This window comes from Arthrobacter sp. efr-133-TYG-104 (genome assembly GCF_030208915.1).
In the GTDB taxonomy this organism is placed as follows: domain Bacteria; phylum Actinomycetota; class Actinomycetes; order Actinomycetales; family Micrococcaceae; genus Arthrobacter.
In genome coordinates, this window is the sequence record NZ_JARVTA010000023.1 from 74,182 (window position 1) to 93,854 (window position 19,673).

18 protein-coding genes and 2 tRNA genes are annotated in these 19,673 nt (G+C 60.7%); 8 read left to right on the top strand and 12 right to left on the bottom strand.

The window, feature by feature from the left end:
• Positions 1 to 41: 41 nt before the first annotated feature.
• From QRN04_RS15495 to QRN04_RS15515, 5 genes are all read left to right on the top strand, one after another.
• Complete coding sequence (locus QRN04_RS15495; RefSeq protein WP_284976918.1) at positions 42 to 551, top strand: methylated-DNA--[protein]-cysteine S-methyltransferase; 510 nt, start codon at positions 42 to 44, stop codon at positions 549 to 551.
• Positions 551 to 1,084 (top strand): RNA polymerase sigma factor, encoded by a 534-nt coding sequence (locus tag QRN04_RS15500; protein WP_284976919.1) that lies wholly within the window; start codon positions 551 to 553, stop codon positions 1,082 to 1,084. The genes QRN04_RS15495 and QRN04_RS15500 overlap by 1 nt, the downstream gene beginning before the upstream one ends.
• Positions 1,081 to 1,731: a methylated-DNA--[protein]-cysteine S-methyltransferase gene (locus tag QRN04_RS15505; protein WP_284976920.1), complete on the top strand. Its 651-nt coding sequence runs from the start codon at positions 1,081 to 1,083 to the stop codon at positions 1,729 to 1,731. Before QRN04_RS15500 ends, QRN04_RS15505 begins: the two co-directional genes overlap by 4 nt.
• Entirely contained in the window at positions 1,728 to 2,444 is a 717-nt protein-coding gene (locus QRN04_RS15510) for an alpha-ketoglutarate-dependent dioxygenase AlkB family protein (RefSeq protein WP_284976921.1), read from the top strand. The genes QRN04_RS15505 and QRN04_RS15510 overlap by 4 nt, the downstream gene beginning before the upstream one ends.
• A 72-nt stretch (positions 2,445 to 2,516) precedes the next feature.
• A complete protein-coding gene (locus QRN04_RS15515; RefSeq protein WP_284976922.1) occupies positions 2,517 to 3,167 on the top strand; it encodes a DNA-3-methyladenine glycosylase I in 651 nt (216 codons plus the stop codon).
• A gap of 650 nt (positions 3,168 to 3,817) precedes the next feature.
• Here the strand turns inward: QRN04_RS15515 and QRN04_RS15520 are convergent.
• Together QRN04_RS15520 and QRN04_RS15525 are read right to left on the bottom strand one after the other, a co-directional pair.
• A complete protein-coding gene (locus tag QRN04_RS15520) occupies positions 3,818 to 4,672 on the bottom strand; it encodes a rhomboid family intramembrane serine protease (RefSeq protein WP_284976923.1) in 855 nt (284 codons plus the stop codon).
• A 21-nt stretch (positions 4,673 to 4,693) separates the two neighbouring features.
• Positions 4,694 to 5,236 carry a peptidylprolyl isomerase gene (locus QRN04_RS15525; RefSeq protein WP_284976924.1) on the bottom strand — a complete coding sequence of 181 codons (543 nt, stop codon included), beginning with the start codon at positions 5,234 to 5,236 and terminating at the stop codon, positions 4,694 to 4,696.
• Positions 5,237 to 5,389: 153 nt separating this feature from the next.
• Here QRN04_RS15525 and QRN04_RS15530 point away from each other — a divergent pair, with 153 nt between their 5' ends.
• Entirely contained in the window at positions 5,390 to 6,418 is a 1,029-nt protein-coding gene (locus QRN04_RS15530) for a hypothetical protein (protein WP_284976925.1), read from the top strand.
• 179 nt (positions 6,419 to 6,597) lie between these two features.
• Entirely contained in the window at positions 6,598 to 7,470 is an 873-nt protein-coding gene (locus QRN04_RS15535; RefSeq protein WP_284976926.1) for a glycosyltransferase family 2 protein, read from the top strand.
• 2 nt (positions 7,471 to 7,472) lie between these two features.
• On the opposite strand, the gene QRN04_RS15540 is transcribed toward QRN04_RS15535, so the two are convergent.
• Positions 7,473 to 8,381 (bottom strand): DMT family transporter, encoded by a 909-nt coding sequence (locus QRN04_RS15540; protein WP_284976927.1) that lies wholly within the window; start codon positions 8,379 to 8,381, stop codon positions 7,473 to 7,475.
• A gap of 181 nt (positions 8,382 to 8,562) precedes the next feature.
• On the opposite strand from QRN04_RS15540, the gene QRN04_RS15545 reads away from it, so the two are divergent.
• Positions 8,563 to 10,560, top strand: a complete 1,998-nt coding sequence (locus QRN04_RS15545) for a glycoside hydrolase family 84 protein (protein WP_284976928.1) — start codon at positions 8,563 to 8,565, stop codon at positions 10,558 to 10,560.
• A gap of 52 nt (positions 10,561 to 10,612) precedes the next feature.
• On the opposite strand, the gene QRN04_RS15550 is transcribed toward QRN04_RS15545, so the two are convergent.
• The 9 genes from QRN04_RS15550 to gnd form a co-directional block, all read right to left on the bottom strand.
• Positions 10,613 to 10,688: transfer RNA gene (locus QRN04_RS15550), tRNA-Ala, on the bottom strand.
• Between the two features lie 70 nt (positions 10,689 to 10,758).
• Complete coding sequence (locus tag QRN04_RS15555) at positions 10,759 to 10,878, bottom strand: DLW-39 family protein (protein ID WP_284976929.1); 120 nt, start codon at positions 10,876 to 10,878, stop codon at positions 10,759 to 10,761.
• Between the two features lie 46 nt (positions 10,879 to 10,924).
• A tRNA-Ile gene (locus QRN04_RS15560) sits at positions 10,925 to 10,998 on the bottom strand.
• A 113-nt stretch (positions 10,999 to 11,111) separates the two neighbouring features.
• Entirely contained in the window at positions 11,112 to 11,837 is a 726-nt protein-coding gene (locus QRN04_RS15565) for a DUF3566 domain-containing protein (RefSeq protein WP_284976930.1), read from the bottom strand.
• Positions 11,834 to 14,503, bottom strand: a complete 2,670-nt coding sequence (gene gyrA / locus QRN04_RS15570; protein WP_284976931.1) for a DNA gyrase subunit A — start codon at positions 14,501 to 14,503, stop codon at positions 11,834 to 11,836. The genes QRN04_RS15565 and gyrA overlap by 4 nt, the downstream gene beginning before the upstream one ends.
• Positions 14,504 to 14,560: 57 nt before the next feature.
• Positions 14,561 to 16,639, bottom strand: a complete 2,079-nt coding sequence (gyrB, locus tag QRN04_RS15575) for a DNA topoisomerase (ATP-hydrolyzing) subunit B (RefSeq protein WP_284976932.1) — start codon at positions 16,637 to 16,639, stop codon at positions 14,561 to 14,563.
• A gap of 336 nt (positions 16,640 to 16,975) precedes the next feature.
• A complete protein-coding gene (locus tag QRN04_RS15580) occupies positions 16,976 to 17,530 on the bottom strand; it encodes a DciA family protein (RefSeq protein WP_284976933.1) in 555 nt (184 codons plus the stop codon).
• Complete coding sequence (gene recF / locus QRN04_RS15585) at positions 17,517 to 18,710, bottom strand: DNA replication/repair protein RecF (RefSeq protein ID WP_284976934.1); 1,194 nt, start codon at positions 18,708 to 18,710, stop codon at positions 17,517 to 17,519. The genes QRN04_RS15580 and recF overlap by 14 nt, the downstream gene beginning before the upstream one ends.
• Positions 18,711 to 18,733: 23 nt before the next feature.
• Complete coding sequence (gnd, locus tag QRN04_RS15590; RefSeq protein WP_284977017.1) at positions 18,734 to 19,663, bottom strand: phosphogluconate dehydrogenase (NAD(+)-dependent, decarboxylating); 930 nt, start codon at positions 19,661 to 19,663, stop codon at positions 18,734 to 18,736.
• Between the last annotated feature and the right edge of the window lie 10 nt (positions 19,664 to 19,673).

Sequence of the window (19,673 nt, forward strand, 5' to 3'; positions counted from 1 at the left end):
TCCGCACCTCACATCTGAACGGCCTAGGGCGTCTACAGGATATGAACAGCAGGCACACAACCTTGGATTCGCCGCTCGGGACGTTAACGCTTACTGCCCGCGGAGAGTACCTGACGGGGATCTTCTATGAAGGTCACTGGCACATGCCTGCGCCAGATTACTTCGGACAGCCTGCGCGCATCGAGGACCCCGTTTTCGTGCAGACACGTGATGAGCTCGGTGAGTACTTCAGCGGCGGCCGCGTGGAGTTCAATGTGCCCTTCTCCGTCAGGGGAGACACCTTCCAAGAGAAAGTCTGGGAGCGGCTGCAACACATCCCCTTTGGGCAAACCATAAGTTACGGGGAGCTGGCCCTGGAACTCGGTGATTCCCATCTCGCCCAGGCGGTGGGCTCGGCGGTGGGCCGCAACCCACTGAGCATCATCATCCCCTGCCACCGTGTTGTCGGCCGAAAAGGCCAACTCACCGGCTACGCAGGTGGCCTTTCCAACAAGCGCTTCCTCCTGGAGTTGGAAGAACCTCCCGCAGCAAAAGAGAGCAAGCTCTTCTGATGCGCTCCGGGCATCAAGGCGAGACTAAAGAGCCCTTTGAGGCGGTGGTCCAGGCACAAGGGGCAACCGTCCTTCGAGTGTGCCGGGCCGTCCTTGGATTGCATGACGCCGATGACGCTTGGTCTGAAACCTTCCTGGCCGCTTTGCAGGCCTACCCTGCCCTGGCGCCGGAAGCGAATCTGGAAGCGTGGCTAGTCACCATCGCCCACCGCAAATGCATCGACCACCTGCGCGCCCGAGGCCGGCGCGCGGTGCCCGTGGACCAACCACCAGAGCAGGTTTCACTCCTTGGGATTCCCGGTGACCGACAGGCGGAACTGCTCGACGCCGTCGGAAAGCTTCCGCCTAAGCAGCGCCAAGTGGTCGCCTTCCATTACCTGGCCGGTTTTCCGTACAGCGATATCGCGGCACTTGTGGGCGGAACCCCCGAGGCCGCGCGCCGGGCCGGCGCGGACGGCGTGAAATCCCTCCGCGCCCTCCTGGCGCCTGCTTCGGCAATGGCCCGCTCCTCCGTGAAAGTTGACATGCCGTGACCTCTGAACCTGTGGACGAGACCCCTGACTCCCTTCCGGACGACGCCCAGGTTGCGTCCCTGTTGGAGCCGCTGGACGTGGGCATTGAACTTGCCCTCGCCAGCCTCCAAGCCAGGTTGGCCCGGGACGCCCAACTGATGCACACGTTGGACATCGCCTATCGGGTGGTGGACTCTCCGCTCGGCAGCCTTCTTCTGGCCGCCACTGATCGCGGAATCATGAGGGTAGCTTTCGAACGTGAGAACCACCAGGACGTCCTGCAAGGATTGGCCGATTCCGTCAGCCCGCGCATCCTGCACGCCCCGGCGCGCTTGGACGCGGCCGCGCGTGAGTTGGACGAGTACTTCAGTGGCACCCGGAGGCAATTCGACCTCACGTTGGACCTGCGGCTGTCGCGCGGTTTCCGGCTCAGCGTCCTTCGCCACTTACCCAAAATCGCTTACGGGCATACCGAGAGCTACGCCCAAGTGGCACAGGCCGCGGGGAGCCCCAACGCGGTCCGGGCTGTGGGAACTGCCTGTGCCACCAACCCGCTGCCCGTCATCGTGCCATGCCACCGAGTGGTCAAGTCCGACGGCAGCTATGGGGGCTACCTGGGCGGTACTGAAGCCAAGCACACCCTGCTGGCCCTTGAAGCGGTAGCATGAGCGAGGATGGGCTGTTTGAGCTGGAGCTGGTCCAGCCTGCAGTCGACGACGCCGGTCCACGCCTGGTGGGGCCGGGGGCTGTGCATGTTCCCGGCTGGCTCACGCCTGTGCAGCAGAGATGGATCGTGGAACGTTTCGGTGAATGGACGCGAGGACCCGTTCCCCTTCGGGCGGCCACGCTTCCGGGTGGACACCAAATGTCTGTTCGCACTGTTTGCCTGGGGTGGCATTGGCAGCCGTACAAGTACACGCGGACTGCCTCCGACGTCAACGGACAGCCGGTGCTGGACCTGCCCGATTGGATGGTGCGCCTAGGACGGAAAGCCCTCGCTGCCGCGTACACCACGGAAGTAGCGGCCGACCCCTCGCTGGCCGCACTGGCCGGTGATTACACTCCTGATGCTGCGCTGGTCAATTGGTATCAGGACGGCGCGGCAATGGGCATGCATCAGGACAAGGACGAGGCTTCTCATGCGCCGGTGGTGTCCCTGAGTATCGGAGATACCTGCCGCTTCCGATTCGGCAACACACAAACGCGAACCAAGCCATACACTGACGTCCTGCTGCGATCAGGAGACTTGTTTGTCTTCGGTGGCCCCTCCAGATTTGCGTTTCATGGCATTCCCAAAGTCTTCGCCGGGACCGCTCCCCAAGATTGCGGGCTGGAGCATGGTCGAATCAATATCACCATGAGGGTCACCGGACTGTCATAGCCATGGGGCAGACTATCCCTGAAACGACTACTGGCCACTGAACAACGATTGGCCGCTCTTGGAGAAGTGCGTATGAGCCCCTTGGAAAACGGCACTGTCATCGGCGACGACGGACTGCCCCGCCCCGCTTGGGCGGCCAGTGACCCCCTCCTTCGTGCGTACTACGATCACGAATGGGGAATGCCGGTCCGTGACGAACAGGGCATGTATGAACGCATCAGCTTGGAAGCCTTCCAAGCCGGCCTTTCCTGGGTCACCATCCTGCGCAAGCGGGAGGCTTTCCGGAAAGCGTTCCTGGACTTCCACCCGGAGTCCGTCGCGGCGTTTACCGACGCCGATGTACAGCGTCTGATGTTGGACGCCGGCATTGTCCGCAACCGCCTCAAGATCCAGGCGGCCATCACCAATGCCAAGGCCACCATTGCGCTGCGGGAAGAAGGCGGCCTAGTGGACTTTGTTTGGTCGTTCCAGCCGACCTCAACGCCAGAACCGCGCACGATAGCCGATATCCCCACCACGTCCGCCGAATCCATCGCATTGTCCAAGGCATTGCGCAAGAAGGGCTTCGCTTTCGTCGGTCCAACGACCATGTACGCGCTGATGGAGGCCGTCGGAATCGTTGATACCCACCTGCTACACAGTCATCGTCGTGGTTCGTCCGGGGTTTGGTCATTGCCTTCCCACGCCACCGAGCCCACCGCACCTGTCCACAGAAGTGTGTAACTTTATCCACAGCCGTGGATAACTTCTGTGGACATCCTTGGATTCGAAGCCGGAAACGGTGCGGTTAGGCCTATTCGGCGTCCTCTGCGCCTTTGGCTGGATTATGCCCACTGTGCATCAGGCTGTGGATATTGAACCAGGCTTCACTCGCTGTTCAGGCCGGAGGCGTTGTGGGGCGGCCGCGACTAGGCAACGCTTGCGTGCTTGGCCCCCGAACTATCGCCCGGAGCTTGCCGCGGCCGCCAAGGTTATCCACATAACAACAATCCCATTCCCACAACTTATCCACAGCTGGGGAAAACGCATCCGGCCCTAGGGCAATATCCGGCAATCGCGGCGTCATGAGCGCCCACGCGGCAAGGAAACTACACGTGTGTAAGTTATTAACACTGTTGATAAGCCTGTTGATTAAAGCCTCACGGCGGCCGTTTGGTTGACTTTTCCCCACAAACCCCTGTGAGCCTAGAAGTTGTCCACAGAATCCAAGGAAGATGGGACAAAGTTATCCACAGATGTGGAAAGATCCATACCTTTTGGGGGATATCTTCCGGCCCAGCCAGTCACAGCATGGGCAGCCGTTCTAACTACACGAATGTAAGTTACTCACACTGTGGATAACGCTTGTGGACAAGCGGCTTGGCCCGAGCAAGCTAGGAAGCAGATACGTGGAACCACGTGATAGCAGCCAAGACCCCGAGAACCAGCACCAGGCTGGCCGCCTGAATCAGCGCTTGGCTCTTACCGCGAGGGGCGTATGTAATCGCGGCTGCAGCGATCGCACCTGTAATAAGGCCGCCAAGGTGGGCTTGCCATGCAATGCCCGGCACCAGGAAGCCAATGACGCCGTTAAGCACGATCAGGATCCAGAGCTGCCTCGTTTGGCCACCACGTTGGCGCTGGACCACCAACAGGGCTCCAAAGAGGCCGAAGATCGCTCCGGACGCGCCAACCAGTCCAACAGGAGGGACTGTGGGGGTCAGAAGCAGGAAGCCCACGGAGCCACCCACCGCGGCCAGCAGGTAGACGGCCAGGAATCGAAGACGTCCGAGCAACGGCTCAAGGACTTGCCCGAATATCCACAGCGAGTACATGTTGAGGACAATGTGCAGGAGGAAGCCCTGCGAATGCAGGAACGCGGACGTAAGCATCCTCCACGGTTCACTGCCGGCAAAGATGTTCGCATAAGCGAAATCCTGGAAAACGAGGTCACCGGGGAGTGCCCACTGGAGGATGTAGACCACCACGCACAGGGCGATGATCAAATACGTCACCAGCGGCCTGCCCGCCGCCAGGGCACCGCCATACGGCGCACGGTATGTCGGCGTCGAACGTTTTTGTTCGTTGACACAGTCAATGCATTGAAATCCGACGGCGGCCGCCCGCTGGCATTCGGGGCACGCTGGACGCCCACATCGCTGGCACCTCACATAGGAGGGCCGGTCCGGGTGCCGTGGGCAAACCGGGATGGCGGCGGACGGCTCAGCCGACGGAATTCCGTAGCTCATCTGACTGGTTCAGCGCGTGGGTTAGAGCTGTTCGATGTCGATGCTCTTGATGACGACGTCCTCCACAGGACGGTCGCCCATGCCCGTGCGGACACCCTCGATGGCGTCTACTACCTTGCGGGAGTCTTCGTCGGTAACCTCACCGAAGATGCTGTGCTTTCCGAACAGCCAGTCGGTGTTGACCGTGGTGATGAAGAACTGTGAACCGTTGGTTCCCTTGCCCATCTGCACACCCGCGTTGGCCATGGCCAGCTTGTAGGGAGCGTTGAAGGTCAGTTCCGGGTGGATCTCGTCGTCGAACTGGTAGCCCGGTCCGCCGACGCCGCGGCCCAGGGGATCGCCGCCCTGGATCATGAAGTCCTTGATGATGCGGTGGAAGATGGTGCCGTCATAAAGCGGCGTACCCGTCTTGTCCTCACCGGTTTCGGGGTGGTTCCACGCCTTTTCGCCGGTGGCCAAGCCAATGAAGTTGGCGACCGTTTTGGGCGCGTGGTTGCCGAAGAGGTCAACCTTGATATCGCCGAGGGTGGTGTGGATCGTTGCTTTTGCAGTTGCGATGGTCATGAATCCATTCTTCCATGCAGGGTCATCGCCAACGTTGCCGTGAAGCCGGTTCCGCGCTGGGTGAAATCCGGGACGAAACGGGCAGATGAATAGCCCGTGTTCACTAAGCGACGTAGGCTAGCAACAAACGAGCATGTGTATCGGGAGGTAGTTGTGAAGAAATCAGACCGTATTGCCCGCGACCTCGAACAATCCGTGGCGGCCAGCGTTGACAACGCCCGCGACTGGGCTGCGCCCCGTGTGGAAGCAGCCGTGAATTGGGCTGTTCCGCGTATCCAGCACGGTATCGACAGCGCTTCCCCCAAGATCCAAGAGGGGCTGAAGTCCGCTGCGCACAACCTCGCCGACGGCGTGGCGGTAGTTACGCCGCGGATCCAGGACGGGCTGGCGCAGCTTGCGCCAAAGATCCATGATGCAGTCGAAGACGCGACACCCAAGATCCAAGAGGCTTTGAACAAGGCCACTCCGGTGCTTGGCCAGGCCCGGGACAAAGTAGTTGTTGAATACTTGCCCAAATTGTCCGAACAGCTGGGCCAGGCCTCCGTGGTGGTGCACCAGGTTCTGGAAAACGCTCCCGCGCAAGTGGATGCCGTAGCGCAGAAACTGGTGGACTCCGGCGTTGTGCACAGCGTCCAGCAGCAAGCGCAGGCCACCAGCAAGCATCTGCAAGCCGCGGCCGAGGAGGCTGCCAAGGCCGCAACCGCGCAGCTGGATAAGGCTCAGCGCAGGACGGCTAAGTTGGGCAAAGAACAGCAGCCCAAGAAGCGCGGATGGTTGATCCTGACAGTCATCGCTGCGGCTGCCGCCGCGGGTGTCGCCGCGTGGAAGGCCTCCAAGCCCGTGGAGGATCCGTGGAAGACGCCTTCTCCGGTTACTCCCAAGCCGACGCCGGCGCCAGTTGCCGAAGCTGCCGAAGCAGCGGCCAGCCAGCCTGCCGCAACGGATGTCGCGCCCACAACCACCGATGTTGAGGCTGAACCCGCATCAGTGACCACCGCGGATGAGACCTCGGAGGGCACAGCGGAGGATGCAGGGGAGGGCACCACGCAGGATTCGGGAGAGCACTCGGCGAAGGTAGCCACGGACGCGAAGACTGCGGTCAAGAACATCGCGGCCAGCCGCAACAAAGAGTCCGATGAGAACCAGGACTCCACCCCGGAATCCAACGGCGCCCACAGCTAATCAAGCGCCTCGACTGGTTATCGATAATTAGTCGGTGAATCAAACCGCCGACGGCGGGAAGAGGCACCAAGCAGTCCTTTGAAGGGGATCCTGGCACAGCCAGGGTCCCCTTCAGTGTTTGTCCACACTTAACCAAGTCGACCGACCAAGCGCGCTGCCCGGGTGTTAGATTGATGGGGATGCCAGCTGAAGGTCCCTTCGTGGACGTGCCCCCGGATGCCCTTGGCGCCCCTCGGGTTTCCATTGTCATCCCGGCGTATAACGAGGAAAGTGTTATACGCCAGTGCCTCCTTGCTGCCATCTACCAATCCGTCCCGGCTGACGAGATCATTGTCGTGGATAACCGCTCCACAGACCGCACCGCGGCCTTCGTGCGCCAAATGCAGGACGAATATCCGGAAAGCCCCATCATCCTGCTCCAGCAGGACAAGGCACAGGGTCTGATTCCCACACGGAACATTGGGCTGGATAGCGCCAGCGGTGACATCCTGGGACGAATCGATGCCGACTCGGTGGTAGAGCCCGACTGGGTCGAACAAGTCCAGAAGGCCTTCGTCGACCGGTCGGTGCAAGCAACCACGGGCCCCGTGGTCTATTACGACATGCCTATGCGGCGCTTTGGGTTGAAAGCGGACGACAAGATGCGCCAACTCATGCTGCGCTTGGCCAAGCATCAGTACCATTTCCTCTTCGGCTCCAATATGGCCATCCGTCGAACCGCTTGGGAGATCATTCGCAACGAAACCTGCTTGGACGAAAAAGACGAGATGCATGAGGACATAGACCTGTCATTGCACCTCTTTGACCACGACCTCAAGATCCAGTACGTACCCCACATGGTCTCGGGCATGTCCGCCCGCCGGCTGGAGGATTCGCCAAAGGATTACCGCTACTACGTCACGCGGTTTGATCGCACGTATAAGGCCCACAACGTCAACAAAATCGCGTTGAAGGCACCCATGGTCGTTTTCTTCTCGGTATATTTTCCTGCCAAGGTGCTGCGCGCCATCCACACGATGAACGCCGTTCCCGCAGGACGGCGCGGGCCCTGACTTCAGTCAGTGCCGAGTTCGGCCTCACGCCGCTCCGCTGAGGCGCGGTTGTGGCGCTGCCCGGTGACAACCACCACCAGGCCGGCCAAAATCATGGCCAGGCCTGAATACGTCCCGGCCGGCAAAGTTTCGTGCAAGAAGATAGCGGCCAGCAGCGCGGCTCCCGGAATCTCCAGCAAGATAATCATGGACACCAAGAGGGGGCTCATGGTCGCCAACAAATGGTTGAACGCCGTGTGCCCCACCAGCTGCGCACAGACGGTGACGGAGATTATCCCGAGCCAGCCTCCGGCGTCGAACCCTGCAAGCGGCTGGTGGCTCGCCAGGGCCAACACAGCAACGATAGCCGCGCACATCCCGTAGCAGAGGGTGGTGTAGGTTCCTGTTCCCATCGATTGGCGCGCTTTCCCGCCAGCCAAGGTGTACAGCCCTGCCAGTGCGCCGCCCGCCAAGGCCAGGATGTCGCCCGGGAGTGCGGTGGGCGAAGATCCGGTGTCGAAACCCGTGATGGCGACCACTCCACCGAATGCTATCCCTAAACCCACAAGCACGGGCCAGCGGTGCCTTGTGCCCCGTAATGACTGGAAAATGGCAATCCATCCGGACTGCAGGCAAACCAAGGCCGTTGCAGCTGCTACAGAGGTGAGCTGCAGTGCTGTAATAAAGCATGCAAAGTGCAGTGCCAAGGCAACTGCCGCAACAGATGACCACCCAAATTCGCGCCGCGTGACCTTGGCGAATTCGGTCGGCCTGCGTAGGGCGACGGGTGCTGCCATCACAACTGCGCCGATGGCATTACGCCAGAATGCGATCGCCAAGGCCGTCACCGAGGTAGCCCCGAGGGTTCCTGCGATCAACGGCCCGGAGGAAGCCACGCCGAGGACCCCGAGGGTGGCGATAAGAAGGTTCACGGATCAACCCTAGTGTCCCGAAGCCAAGCACCCTATCTGCGCCCGGGTCTGTGTGGTTGTCTTATCACTACAGGTGGATCCCGTCGCCGCAGGTCACAGGGCTGCCGATCGCACACTCAAGGGGCATCTAGTGGACACATCACCGGGAGATCGGGGCACGCAGCGCAGACGGTCGGTTTTAATGCTTGTCACGACCGGTATCGTGGCGGCGGTCCTCCTGGTCGCGGGTTGGTTCGTTCTGGTGCAGTACAAGCAATCAAACGCCGGTTCCGCTCCTGGAAGCGCAACCGATTCCGCTCCTGGAAGCGCAACGAGTCCGGGTGCACCGGGTTTGCCTGCCATCTACCCTGTGCCGCAGCACGCCTCAGCGGCGTCGGGTAAACCAGTTCCCCTGAACGGGCATGTCTACGTCGTGGCAGCGGCTGGAACGGACCAGGCCTCCGTCTCGGCAGTCCAAGCACTTGTGGTGGGCGCAGGCGGGACGGCGGAGACCGTAACCTCCCTGAGCAATCCGATGTCGGGCTCGTCCGCCGTGTACCTCGGCGCTGCCAGCGACCCCCAAGTGTCCGCAGTTCTCGCGACTCTCGGACGGGATAGCACAGCCGCTAACCAGGACGCTCTTGGACACCCGGAGGGGTATGCGATCGCTACTGGCACATCGGCCGGGATACCCACCGCGGTCTTGGTGGGACGAGACGGTGACGGGATCTTTCACGCTGTCCAAACCCTCAGGCAACTCCTCAAGGATGGAACAGTGCCCGCCGCCCTCATCAGCGACTGGCCGTTGATGCAGACCCGAGGCGTTATCGAGGGCTTTTATGGAATCCCTTGGTCCCATCAAGCCCGTTTGGATGTCATCAAGTTCGCCGCCCAACAAAAGATGAACACCTTCATCTACTCCCCGAAGAACGATCCGCTTCTCCGGGATCAGTGGCGGACCCTGTATTCGAATCAGCAACTCAGGGAACTGCAAGAGCTTATTGACACCGCAACGGCGAACCACATCCGGTTCGCCTATTCGCTGTCCCCGGGTCTGGATATTTGCTACTCAAGTGTCGCGGACCTAAATGCCGCGGTAGCCAAGCTTGAATCCCTCTACAGCTTGGGCGTGCGCTCATTTGTGATTCCCCTTGACGACATCGACACCAAGGTCCAGTGCGATGAGGACGTGAAGGAATTTGGTTCCACCGAGGCTGGTCTCGGGAAAGCGGAAGCTTCGTTCCTGAACGACGTCAATGCTCGGTTCATATCCAAGAAGCCGGACATCCAGCCTCTTCAAATGGTCCCCACTTTCTACAACGGTTCCGGAAGCACCCCCTACAAGAAGGCACTGGGCCGTGCACTCAATCCCGAAATCGTGGTTCAGTGGACGGGCGAGGACGTGGTGTCCCACCGGATCACCCGTGGTTCTGCCGAGACAGCCCAGCAGAGCTATGGAAGCCCCGGAACGAAGCGGAACATCGTGATCTGGGACAACTACCCCGTCAATGACTATTCGCAGGACCACATCTTCCTGGCGCCGGTAAAGGGACGCGACTCCGATCTCAACGAAGCGATCAGGGGTATTGTTACCAACCCGATGATCGAGGCGTACTTATCGCTGCCCGCTATCTTCAATTACGCGGACCTGTCGTGGAACGGGCCTGCCTACGATCCCGCCAAGTCCATGGATGCGGCTTTGACCGCCGTGGCAGGTCCAGCCCCGGATGTCCAGGCCGGAGTCAGGGCTTTCGCGGACCTTAACCAGGACTGGCAAGGTGATGCGCTGACGCCGTCGGCCCCCGCGCTGACGGCGGATATAAACCAGTTCTGGTCAGCGTACGACGCCGGCCGGTCACCGTCCGGGGCCTTGCTAGCGCGCGCGGAGCTGCTCCAACGGCTCCCCGAGCTGCTGCCCCAAATGGCGGAGCCGGGCTTCGCCAATGACGCCGTGAATTGGACCGCAGCAGCGGCACAGTACGGTCGAGGTGTGCAGGAGGCCATCGCGATGTTGGACGCGGCCAAGAAGGGCGATGTCCAGGCAGTTACCCAAGCCCGCAAGGAGGTTCAAAGCGCCGAGACAGCAGCCGCTGCCGCCACACAGCCCACCTTGGACCTCGGCGTCGTCACCCCGGTGTTGGGAAAGGGAGAACTCAAAGCCTTCTTGGATCAAGCTCTCCAAAAGGTCCCTGCCGGCTAGCCTTGGACGTTAAAGCAAAAAGTCCCGGCCAATACTGGCCGGGACTTTCTTATGGTGGAGGCACGGGGACTCGAACCCCGAACCCCCTGCTTGCAAAGCAGGTGCGCTACCAATTGCGCCATGCCCCCATAAGAAGCAACCCGTCAATCATACCCCAATTCAACACTGGCAATTACCAGTCGAATCTGCGGCCAGGGGCTAATCCACCGTATCGGTTGACTTGCTCCATACTTCTTTTCGGGCTTCGGATTCCTGGTTCTTTTTATAAACCAGGACACCTGCGATGGCTGCTGCTACAACTACGAGCAACTTCTTCACAAGTACCTCATTCCGGTTCAGTGTTACCTGAACCTGTTATGTTCCGTGGGCGTACCAGGACTTGAACCTGGGACCTCTTCGTTATCAGCGAAGCGCTCTAACCGCCTGAGCTATACGCCCCGATGCCTCATCGGGCCGAGATATGACTGTACAGCACATCCCGGACCGATCTCAAATCGAGGCAAATCCGCGCGGAAATTCCACCAATTTCGGCGTATTTCCGCGATTTTTTACTAGTCATCCGTCAGAGTGACGCCAATGCCGCCAACCAACGTTGCGGAAATGTTATAGAGGACGGCCGAGAGCATCGACAGTGCCGTGAGCAAAACGACATTCACGACGGCGATGATCGTTGCGAAGGACGCCACCTGACCGAGGGAAGCCACCTTCTTGAGTTCAAAGCCCCCACTTTCGGATCCGGCAAGGGTACCCAAAAGGCTGTCCACCTGGTTGAAGATTCCCGTGAGATCCAACACAGTCCAGAGCACAACTGCTGCGACGACGGTCACGATGCCCAGTGCGACGGACAGCAAGAACGCCATTTTCAGCACGGACCACGGGTCAACCTTGCTGACCAGAAGTCGTGCGCGCCGGACCTTGGCCTTGGGAGCCGGCTTTACCAAGCCGGGGGACCCTTGAGCAGCGCGCTGCTGGGCCGGCGCACCAGCAGGACGCTGGCCAACCTGAACGGGGCGCTGGCCAGGCGCACCAGCAGGACGCTGACCACCTTGGACAGGTCGCTGACCAGGCGCACCAGCAGGACGCTGGCCGGGTGCGCCAGTAGGACGCTGGGTGGGTGCGCCAGCCGGGCGCGCGCCTGCCGCTCCCGCACCGGAGGCGCCGGTTCCCGGATTCTGTTGCGGCCGTGCCGGTGTTCCTGGCTGGGCGTTGCCCGAGGGCTGCCGGAGTCCGCCGGGGACACCTGTGCTCGGCTTGGGATATGAGTCGGAATTACTCACTCGTTACCTCCGGTGTTTTCTTCGTTCAGCTCCGCGCCCGTTCCGTTGTCCGGGTCTGCGTCGTTATCCGTTTCGGCCATGCTGGTCACCTCAGAGGCAACTTCGTCTGCAGCCAACGTTACGTCATCCGCGCCACCGTCATCGGATTCATCCGTTTCCAGTCCGCGTTCGCCGTTGCGTGCCACCTCGATAATGCGGTCATTCTTGTCAGGCTTGGCAAAGATAACGCCCATGGTGTCCCGACCCTTGGCAGGAACACCTGTCACGGCGGAGCGGACAACCTTTCCGCCTTCCATGACAACCAGTACTTCATCTTCTTCCTGAACGATCAAAGCACCTACAAGGTCGCCACGCTCTTCAGCAAGCTTCGCGACCTTGATCCCCAGACCACCGCGGCCTTGCAAGCGGTACTCCTCGACGGCGGTCCGCTTGGCGTAACCACCTTCGGTCACGATGAAGACGAATGAACCGTCCTGAACCACGTCAGCGGCCAAGAGCTCGTCGTCTTCCCGGAATTTCATGCCTGTTACTCCGGAGGTCGCACGGCCCATCGGGCGGAGCGCGTCGTCGGTTGCAGTGAAGCGGATCGACTGGCCCTTACGGGAAACCAACAGGAGATCGTCCGTCTCACTGACCAACTGGGCCGAGACCAGCTCGTCCTCATCGCGGAGGTTGATGGCAATAACGCCCGCGGTGCGGTTGGTGTCGTAGTCCTCCAGCCGGGTTTTCTTCACCAGGCCGTTCTTCGTGGCGAGCACGAGGTACGGAGCTTGCTGGTAGTCGCGAAGGTCCAGGACCTGTGCAATATGCTCATCCGGCTGGAAGGCCAACAAGTTGGCAACGTGCTGGCCCTTTGCGTCGCGGCCGGCCTCCGCCAACTCATAAGCCTTGGCCCGGTAAACGCGGCCGAGGTTGGTGAAGAAGAGCAGCCAGTGGTGCGTAGTAGTCACGAAGAAGTGCTCCACGACGTCGTCCCCGCGCAGTTGGGCGCCCTTGATGCCCTTACCGCCGCGCTGCTGCGAACGGTAGTTATCGCTGCGGGTCCGCTTCACATAACCGCCGCGGGTTATGGTGACCACCATTTCCTCTTCCGGGATCAAGTCCTCCATGGACATGTCGCCGTCGAAACCCATCAGGATGTGCGTGCGGCGATCGTCACCGTGCTTGGCAACAATCTCGGCGAGTTCTTCGCTGATGATTTGGCGCTGGCGCTCCTCTGAAGCAAGGATTGCGTTGAACTCCTCGATCATCGCCTCGAGTTCAGCATGGCGATCCTGAATCTTTTGGCGTTCCAAGGCCGCCAAACGACGTAGCTGCATATCCAGGATGGCGCGCGCCTGGAGCTCATCAATCTCAAGGAGCTCCATAAGTCCTTCGCGGGCGGCTTCTGTCGTGTTGGACGCCCGGATGAGGGCAATGACCTCATCCAGCATGTCCAACGCCTTGAGGAGAGCACGCAGGATGTGCGCTTCTTCTTCAGCCTTGCGGAGGCGGTACCGGGTGCGACGGGCGATGACGTCCATCTGGTGCGTCACCCAGTGCCTGATGAACGCGTCAAGGCTCAAGGTGCGTGGCACGCCGTCGACGATTGCCAGCATGTTCGCCGAGAAGTTGTCCTGCAGCTGCGTGTGCTTGTAGAGGTTGTTGAGGACAACCTTGGCGACAGCGTCGCGCTTGAGGACAATAACCAAGCGCTGGCCGGTACGGCCCGAAGTCTCATCGCGGAGATCGGCGATGCCCTGGATCTTGCCGTCCTTGACCAGTTCAGCGATCTTGATGGCCAGGTTGTCCGGGTTTGCCTGATAGGGAAGCTCAGTGACGACAAGGCAGGTGCGCCCTTGCAATTCCTCGACGTTGACCACTGCGCGCATGGTGATGGAGCCGCGGCCCGTCCGGTAAGCGTCCTCGATGCCCTTATGGCCCAAAATCGTGGCACCCGTGGGGAAGTCAGGCCCCTTGATGCGCACCAACAGGGCTTCGAGGAGTTCCTCGCGGGTGGCCGTGGGGTTCTCCAACGCCCACTGCACACCCTCAGCCACTTCACGAAGGTTATGCGGAGGAATGTTGGTGGCCATACCGACGGCGATGCCTGAGGAACCATTGACCAGCAAGTTGGGGAACCGCGCCGGCAAAATGGTGGGTTCCTGGTTTTTGCCATCGTAGTTGTCCTGGAAATCGACGGTTTCCTCGTCGATGTCCCGGACCATTTCCATGGCGAGCTGGGCCATCTTGGTTTCGGTATAACGCGGTGCCGCAGCGCCGTCATTTCCCGGAGAACCGAAGTTGCCTTGGCCAAGCGCCAACGGATAGCGCATGGTCCAGTCTTGGATCAAGCGCACCAAAGCATCGTAGATCGCCATGTCGCCGTGGGGGTGGTACGTACCCATGACGTCACCGACCACGCGGGCGCACTTGTTGAAGGAGCGATCGGGGCGGTAGCCGCCGTCGAACATGGCATACAAAACGCGACGGTGTACCGGCTTGAGGCCGTCACGGACGTCCGGCAAGGCGCGACCGACAATCACCGCCATGGCGTAGTCCAAGTACGACCGCTGCATTTCCGTCTGCAGGTCCACTTGCTCAATGCGGTCAGTCAGGAGATCGCCTTCGATGACGACGTCGTCTGCGTTGGGTTCCGCCGGGACTTCAGGAGTTTCGTCACTCATAATTTAAGTTTCCGTTTCAGGTATATGTCGGTTCAGGAATATCTAGTGCTCTATGCCCTAGATATCGAGGAACCTGACATCCTTGGCGTTTTGTTGGATGAAGTTACGGCGTGATTCGACGTCCTCACCCATCAGTACTGAGAAGGTCTGATCGGCGGCCAGCGCGTCGTCCATGGTGACCTGCAGGAGCGTCCGGCGATCCGGGTCCATGGTGGTGTCCCACAGTTCGGTGTAGTCCATTTCGCCCAGGCCCTTGTAACGCTGGATGCCGTTATCCTTGGGCAGGCGCTTGTTCATGGCCGCACCCTTGCGGATCGTGTCGTCGCGTTCGCGGTCGCTGTAAACATAGTCATGGGCAGCATTGGACCACTTGATCCTGTACAGGGGCGGCTGGGCCAAGTAGACGTAGCCGTTCTCGATGAGAGGGCGCATGTAACGGAACAGCAAGGTCATCAAAAGAGTGGTGATGTGCTGCCCATCGACGTCGGCATCCGCCATCAGCACGATCTTGTGATAGCGCAGCTTCGAAATGTCGAAGTCCTCGCCGATCCCCGTCCCGAAAGCCGTGATCATGGACTGGACTTCCGTGTTACCCAATGCTTTGTCCAGGCGCGCGCGCTCCACGTTCAGGATCTTGCCTCGCAGCGGCAGGATGGCTTGTGTTTCAGGGTTCCGCCCACGCTTGGCCGATCCGCCGGCGGAGTCACCCTCCACCAGGTAGACCTCACAGCGCGAAGGATCCTTGGAGGAGCAGTCGGACAGCTTGCCTGGCATGCCGAAGGATTCCAGGGGACTCTTCCGCCGTGCATTGTCGCGCGCCTTCCGGGCCGCCATGCGAGCCTGGGCTGCAGATATGGCCTTGCGGATCACGTCGCGGGCCGGGCCCGGGTTTCGTTCAAGCCAGTCACCAAGTTGATCTGTGACAACGCGCTGCACGAACCCCTTGACCTCGGAATTGCCCAGCTTGGTCTTGGTCTGGCCCTCGAACTGGGGTTCGGAAAGCTTGACCGAAATGACAGCGGTCAGGCCTTCCCGGATGTCATCGCCGGTAAGGTTGTCGTCCTTTTCCTTGATGATGCTCTTCTCGCGGGCATAGCGGTTGATGAGTGACGTCATCGCCGCGCGGAACCCTTCTTCGTGGGTTCCACCTTCATGGGTGTTGATGGTGTTGGCGTATGTGTGGACGCTCTCCGAATATGCAGTGGTCCACTGCATCGCCACCTCAAGGGCCATGTGCCGTTCGGTGTCTTCTGTTTCGAAAGCAATGACGTCTTCGTGGACGATCTCCACCTTCTTGCTTGAGTTCAGGTGCTTGACGTAGTCCAGGAGCCCGTCGTCGTACTGATACACCACTGTCCGGTGCTCGGCTGCAACTTCGCCCTCGGTTGCGACGGCGTCAAGGTCCAGATCCGGTTCGCCGCCACGAGCAGCAGGCCGCTCGTCGGTCAAGGTGATTCGCAAGCCCTTGTTGAGGAATGCCATCTGTTGGAATCGCGCGCGCAGCGTTTCGAAATCGAACTCGGTGCTTTCAAAGATGGTTCCGTCCGGGTAGAACGTTTGGGAGACCCCGGTTTCATCCGTGGCTTCGCCCTTCACGAGGCCGCCTTGCGGCTTGCCGCCGTCGGCGAATGTCATGCTCCACACGTGACCCTGGCGCCGCACTACAGTCTCAACCCGGCGTGACAGGGCGTTAACCACGGAGATGCCCACGCCGTGAAGGCCGCCTGAAACGGCGTACCCGCCACCGCCGAACTTTCCACCTGCGTGCAGGATGGTCATGACCACTTCAACGGTCGGCTTACCCTCGGTGGGGTGGATATCAACCGGAATGCCACGGCCATTGTCCACCACTTGGACGCCGCCATCGGCGCGGAGGGTAACTTCGATGTGGGTGCAGTACCCGGCGAGGGCCTCATCGACTGAGTTGTCCACCACCTCATAAACCAAGTGGTGCAAGCCGCGGGGACCAGTGGAGCCGATGTACATGCCGGGGCGTTTGCGTACCGCTTCGAGACCCTCCAGCACCGTGATGTCGCTGGCGCCATACTCTCTCGGTGTCGCTGCGGGCGTATCAGGCTTGGGAGCAGTCTCCTCTTCGGGTTCTACTGCCAAGGTCTCTGCATTGTCGTTAGCCACAGGCGCTTTCGACTCCTCTGTATTCGATGACGGCCGCTCCCGGCAACGTTCGCAGCGAGTGCGGCCGTCAACGGGCACGTGACTGATTGCGCCGGCTACTCCGCCGCCAGGTTGCCCTCATGCCACAGGATGGATTCAGGTTCCCGGCGATGTTCCACCGGCGCTCAGTGATCTACGCCAATTCTATCGTGGAAACGCGGGAATCTTTGCAAATACAGGGGCAGCCCACAGCTGAATATGGCCACGAGAGGCCGCTGGCCCCATCTTCAGCGGCCGCGTGGTGGTCCCGATGGGTGCCTATACGGCTCCGGGCCGTTGATAGTCCCTGTACGCCCCTCAGCCGTAGGTATCCCTCGGACCACGGCCATTGACGCTGCGTCCACCTTTTCGCCAACTGGGAGCCGATGGACCGAGCACCTGGATGCTGGTCACTACTCCTTCTCCCAGCTCGTTGCGAAACAACTCAAGGAGACTCGTGCTCAACAGGCGGAGCTGGGTTGCCCACGCTGTGGAATCACAGCGCACGTGCAGCGTGGTATCGGTAAAACTCTCCGGCGTGCAATGGGCGGAGATGTCCGCTCCTACCAGTGTTTCCCATTCGGCCATGACCGAACCGACAGCCACCGGCGAGGTCCAACCACGTTCTGCAACCAGTCGGCCCACTACTTTTCCTAGCCCCAACGGGTCACGCCCCGTCCCGTGGAACTGGGAAAATCCTTTGGTGTCGCGCACGCCTTTGCGTTTGGGAACCGAACCTGGCCGCGGAGCCCGTTGCCGGACCTCTCCACGCGCAGCGGCCGCTTCGCGCATGCGGTTAAGCGCTGCCTGGGCTGCGTCGATTTCGTCAGGGTCTCGGCCAGGTTGAAGTCCCTCGCGGCTATCCTTCGCCATCGATGCCTCCCGGAACAACGGTTACGCGCCGTCCGGACAGATCTTCTGGGATGTCGGCCTCGACGGCGGCTGTCACCAGCACCTGCTCGGCACCGGCAACTATTGCAGCAAGTTTACGTCGCCGCTGGACATCAAGTTCGGCAAAGACATCATCCAAGATGAGGATCGGCGCCGTACCACCCGTCCGGGCATCATCCAGCATGACGTAGTAGGACGCCAGACGCAGGGACAGGCACATCGACCACGTTTCGCCGTGGGAGGCATACCCCTTGGCGGGGGCTTGCCCCAGCACCAGTTCCAATTCGTCGCGGTGGGGCCCAACCAAGGATATGCCCCGTTCAAGTTCCTTTTTTCTCGATGCTGCAAACGCCTGCACGTACCGGTCCGTGAGTTCGTCGACGGACAGTTGCCGGAGGTCTTCGCCGGACGGCGACTCTTCAGTCGCTGAACTGGCCGAACCGCCGTCGTCGTCCAAGATGTCCTGGATGGTGGATCGGTAGACGGCGGCAGCGGGCTTGGAACCATCGGTGAGTTGGGCGTAAGCGTTATTGAGGTGCGGGCCCAAACGCTCCACGAGTTCCAAGCGGGCATGCAGCAACTCAGCGCCGGCGCGTGCCATGTGCTGATCCCAAACGTCGAGCGTGGCCTCGTGGCCGGCCGTGAACTTGCCGGTTCGTGCCGATTTGAGGAGTGCGTTCCGCTGTTTGAGCACCCGATCATAGTCCGTACGTGTGGCAGCATGCCGCGGTACGAGGCTCACCAACAGCTCGTCCAGGAAGCGCCGCCTGTTCGAAGGGTCACCCTTGACCAATGCCAGGTCCTCCGGTGCGAAGAGGACGGTTTGGCAAATCCCCAGGATATCCCTGGCGCGCACAGGGTTCCCTCGGTTGATGCGCCCTCGATTTGCACGGCCGGCGTTGATCTCGACCTCAATGACCGTAGATTGCTCGCCCCGGACAAACCGGGCCCGGATCAAGGCACGGTCGGCACCAAAGCGGACCAAAGGGCCATCCGTGCTCACTCGATGTGAGCTCAAAGTTGCCAGGTATCCAATGGCTTCCATGAGATTGGTTTTACCAATCCCATTCGAGCCGACCAGTATTGTCACTCCGGGCCCCAGCTTGAGATCAACCTGGGCGTAGCTGCGGAAATCCGTCAGCGATAGATGTTCGAGGTACACGCCGTTTGTTGGACTCCCGCGTCCTAGCTGGCCGGACGCGTGGCGTGTCCGCCGAACTGGTGACGCACGGCCGAGACCATTTTCATGGCCGGCGATGTGTCTTCGCGGGAAGCGAACCGCGCAAAGAGCGCCGCGGTGATGGCAGGCGCAGGAACCGCATTCGCAATGGCCTCTTCAACAGTCCAGCGGCCCTCGCCCGAGTCTTCCACGTAGTCATCTATGGAGGCCAAGCCCGGATCCTCGTCGAGCGCCTTGACCATGAGGTCCAGGAGCCAGGACCGGACAACGGTCCCCTTTTGCCACGCACGGAAAGTTCCCGGGAGGTCTGTCACGATATCCTTGGCCGCGAGCAACTCGTAGCCTTCGGCGTATGCCTGCATGAGGCCGTACTCGATGCCGTTGTGCACCATCTTCGCGTAGTGGCCCGCTCCGACTCCACCGACGTGGACAAAGCTGTCCGCCCGGTCACCTTCAGGACGCAAGGCATCAAAAATCGGCATGGCCAGGTCGATGTCCTCGGCAGCTCCACCGGCCATGAGCCCGTAACCATTCTGGAGGCCCCAAACGCCGCCGGAAACGCCGCAGTCAGCGAACCGAATGCCTTTTTCAGCGAGGGCAGCCGCGTGCTTTTGGTCTTCGGTGAAGCGTGAGTTGCCGCCGTCGATAATCAAATCACCCTGGTCAAGCTTCTCGCCGAGCTCGGAAATGACGGAATCCGTGATATCACCGGAGGGAACCATGACCCAGATGATGCGCGGGGTGGGGAGTGCTGCGATCAGTTCGTCCAGCGAGGCAACGTCTGTCACGTCCGGGTTGCGGTCCAAGCCCGTGACTTCAACACCGCCTTGCCTCAAACGCTCGCGCATGTTGAAACCCATTTTTCCAAGGCCGATAAGTCCGATGTGCATAGGGGTGACTCTTTTCTGCGATGGGACGGAGGAAAACTGATGGATGCAGCGCCGT

Excerpts from the sequence above, each read along its gene's own strand:
- QRN04_RS15510 (WP_284976921.1), top strand. The coding sequence starts at position 1,728 with ATGAGCGAGGATGGGCTGTTTGAGCTGGAGCTGGTCCAGCCTGCAGTC.
- gyrA (WP_284976931.1), bottom strand. The coding sequence starts at position 14,503 with ATGAGTGACGAAACTCCTGAAGTCCCGGCGGAACCCAACGCAGACGAC.
- QRN04_RS15495 (WP_284976918.1), top strand. The coding sequence starts at position 42 with ATGAACAGCAGGCACACAACCTTGGATTCGCCGCTCGGGACGTTAACG.
- QRN04_RS15580 (WP_284976933.1), bottom strand. The coding sequence starts at position 17,530 with ATGGCGAAGGATAGCCGCGAGGGACTTCAACCTGGCCGAGACCCTGAC.
- QRN04_RS15520 (WP_284976923.1), bottom strand. The coding sequence starts at position 4,672 with ATGAGCTACGGAATTCCGTCGGCTGAGCCGTCCGCCGCCATCCCGGTT.
- QRN04_RS15525 (WP_284976924.1), bottom strand. The coding sequence starts at position 5,236 with ATGACCATCGCAACTGCAAAAGCAACGATCCACACCACCCTCGGCGAT.
- QRN04_RS15545 (WP_284976928.1), top strand. The coding sequence starts at position 8,563 with ATGCTTGTCACGACCGGTATCGTGGCGGCGGTCCTCCTGGTCGCGGGT.
- QRN04_RS15515 (WP_284976922.1), top strand. The coding sequence starts at position 2,517 with ATGAGCCCCTTGGAAAACGGCACTGTCATCGGCGACGACGGACTGCCC.
- QRN04_RS15500 (WP_284976919.1), top strand. The coding sequence starts at position 551 with ATGCGCTCCGGGCATCAAGGCGAGACTAAAGAGCCCTTTGAGGCGGTG.
- QRN04_RS15535 (WP_284976926.1), top strand. The coding sequence starts at position 6,598 with ATGCCAGCTGAAGGTCCCTTCGTGGACGTGCCCCCGGATGCCCTTGGC.